Source organism: Rhodococcus sp. NPDC057014 (genome assembly GCF_042673295.1).
In the GTDB taxonomy this organism is placed as follows: Bacteria; Actinomycetota; Actinomycetes; order Mycobacteriales; family Mycobacteriaceae; genus Rhodococcus_F.
The window spans coordinates 1-2,813 of sequence record NZ_JBHUSF010000560.1 but is presented as its reverse complement, the minus strand read 5'-3'; the positions used below and the strand labels follow the sequence as shown (position 1 = coordinate 2,813).

The 2,813-nt window shown below is 65.1% G+C and carries 2 protein-coding genes; one reads left to right on the top strand and one right to left on the bottom strand.

Going from position 1 to position 2,813, the window contains the following annotated elements:
- Window positions 1-269 precede the first annotated feature (269 nt).
- Window positions 270-1,403, bottom strand: coding sequence for an IS701 family transposase (locus tag ACFTZB_RS44785; protein WP_378442327.1), 1,134 nt, complete (start codon window positions 1,401-1,403; stop codon window positions 270-272).
- A gap of 488 nt (window positions 1,404-1,891) precedes the next feature.
- Between ACFTZB_RS44785 and ACFTZB_RS44780 the strand changes: the two genes are divergently transcribed.
- Complete coding sequence (locus ACFTZB_RS44780; protein ID WP_378442325.1) at window positions 1,892-2,557, top strand: nitroreductase; 666 nt, start codon at window positions 1,892-1,894, stop codon at window positions 2,555-2,557.
- The last annotated feature ends 256 nt before the right edge of the window (window positions 2,558-2,813 follow it).

Below are 2,813 nucleotides of genomic sequence, written 5' to 3'. Positions count from 1 at the left end.
CCGCTACGAGCGTCACGGCGAACACTTCGCCGGTTTCCTCCACCTCGCCGCCGCACTCACCTGCTTCAAGAAACTCCCCACATGAGACACCCTCTAATACTGCAACGGCACTTATGGGAGGTGGCCGCGACGTCGGTAGTGGGAGGTGCGGGCCTGGTGTTGTCGGCGCCGTCGCCAGTTCGACCAGGACCAGATGTGCCCGTCGGGGTGGGCGTGTCGCAGGATCAGTTGCACGAGTAGGCGGCGGATCTCGGGTAGCGTGTACGCGATCATGCCCTGATCTTCGATCCCGATTCCCCTTTTATGGCTTCGGTTTTCGTCCCGGCGAGCCAGGCGAGGGCGAGCATCGACAAGGTGATGTGGGCGTACCAGGCCCGGTAGGTGCGTACCTGGTAATGGTCCAGTCCGGCCTCGTTCTTGGCCTGCTGGAAGCATTCCTCGACCCGCCACCGGGAGCCGGCGATGATGGCGAGTTCGGTGAGCGTGGTGCGGCGGGGTCCGGCGCAGATGTAGTACGCGATCTCGGTCGGGTCCGACAACGAGCGGCGGGCGAGGAGCCAGTGCCCGCGCCCCGGTGCCCAAGCGATCCGGATCGGGATCCGCACCCAGGAGTATTCGCGCCGGCCGTGCGCGCCGTCGCCGACGGAGATCCGCCGCCACTGCTTCGCCGGGACCGCGGCGATCATCTCGTCGGCGCGACCGGAGCGGCCGTGTGGGGTGAACACATCGTCGTTGCAACGGGTAGCCAACACATACGAAACATCGCGTTCCTCGAGCCAGACCCGCAGGTACTTCACCTGCCCGTAGGCCTCGTCCGCGGTTAGCCAGGAGAAGGGGACCTGTGCGTCGAGGGCGCGTTCAATCATGCGTTGCGCCAGTCTCGGTTTGGTCGCAAACTCCACCTCGTCACCGATCCCGGCGGCACGGCACCGGTCGCGGTCGGAGGTCCAGGATTCGGGCAGGTACAGCTCCCGGTCGATCAACGCGTGGCCGGCGCCGCTGGCGTAGGCGAGGAACACCCCGATCTGGCAGTTTTCCACCCGCCCGGCGGTGCCGGAGTACTGGCGTTGCACCCCGGCCGAGCGGGTGCCCTTCTTGAGGAATCCGGTGTCGTCGACGACCAGTACACCGGCCGGATCGCCGAGGCGTTCGACCACGTAGTCACGCACATCGTCGCGGACGCCGTCGACGTCCCAGTCCGCGCGCCGCAGCAACCGTTGCATCCCGTCCGGGCTGATCTCGCCGGCCCGTTCGGCGAGGGTCCACCCGTTCTTGCGTTCTAGACCTGCAACCAATCCCGTCACATATTCACGGACTCGGGACCGCGGCTCCGACCGGGCGAACCGACCGGAGATCCGCTCATGCAACGCTTCTAACTCGGAAGCAACCAAATCGAGGACCACACAACCAGTATCGCGCACCTGTCAAGCAAGTGCCGTTGCAGTACTAAGCACGAGAACCTGCTCACGACCGCACTGGATATCGCTGCCTCCATCATCGGGAACGACCAGCGCGGAGTGCGGACACTCCTCGCGTCTTACCGCCGCGCGGAAGAACACATGCTCGACCCGGCGCTACTCGTCGAAGACGACACATCACAGAAATGGATGAGGGACTTCGAACCAACACGTGTCGCCGAGCGCCGGACCGACGTCATCAATCGCGGAAGAACTCAGAACTCGGCGGCAGCAGCGCCGTCCTCGAATGCGTCATGAGAGTGGCAGCTTCCGGCGGAACACGGCTTGATACTCGACGTCCGTCGTAGTTGCGACACCGCACAAGGCCTTCCCGAGCACACACCCAGACCGCGATAGGTCCCTGTAGGACTGCGCGATGGGTCGGTAGACAGGATGAGCCGGAGCCCGGGAGCTGCTGGATTGGGGAGCTTTACATGAATGTGTACGACGTGGTGCGTTCACGACGCTCCGTGCGCGACTTCACTGACCAACGTGTCGATCGAGCGGTCCTCGAACGCGTCCTCGAGTCCGCCGCGCGTACCCCATCGGGCGGCAACATTCAGCCTTGGCACACGTACGTCGTCACCGGCCGATCCCGCGCTGCGATCGTCGAGAAGATGTCCGCCCGACTCACCGCCGGTGACCTCGGCGACGCACCGCAGTATCCGATCTATCCCGCCGACCTGAAATCACCGTACCGCGAGCGCCGCGTCTCGGCGGGCCAGCAGCTCTACTCCGCTCTCGGCATTCCGCGAGAGGACAAGACGGCTCGGCGCGCCTGGTTCTCCCGAAACTGGCAGTTCTTCGGTGCCCCAGTCGGGCTCTTCTGCTATGTCGACCGCACCATGGGTTCGGCGCAGTGGTCCGACGTTGGCATGTACCTGCAGACGATCATGCTGCTGCTGCAGGAGGAGGGGCTGGCGAGCTGCCCCCAGGAGGCGTGGTCGGTTTGCCATTCGACAGTCGACGAAGTCGTCCAGCCGCCGGCCGATCTGATGTTGTTCTGCGGCATGGCTATCGGATACAAGGACACCACTGTCAGCGGGGGCCCGACAATCGACCGCGCTCCGGTTTCGGAGACCGTTCAGTTCCTCGGCTGAATTGCCTCTGGAGAACTTCTCGGCTGCTTGCCGATTCTCGTGTTCCGCTGCACTTTCATCGACACAGGCCCGCGATTGCTCGATCGATAGCTGGATGCTCGCCGGTTGCTTGCACCCACCCTTCTGGCCGGTGCGAGAATCCGGTTGGTGGGCCGATGCAGGCCGATCACGCTCCTTGCAGTGGCGTGGGGGGGGGGGGGCCCGGCCCGACGCGCAAACCACACACCCGGGCGCCCGGCCCGACCAGAACCGCCCC

Coding starts and splice junctions, on each gene's coding strand:
- ACFTZB_RS44780 (WP_378442325.1), top strand. CDS start 1,892: ATGAATGTGTACGACGTGGTGCGTTCACGACGCTCCGTGCGCGACTTC.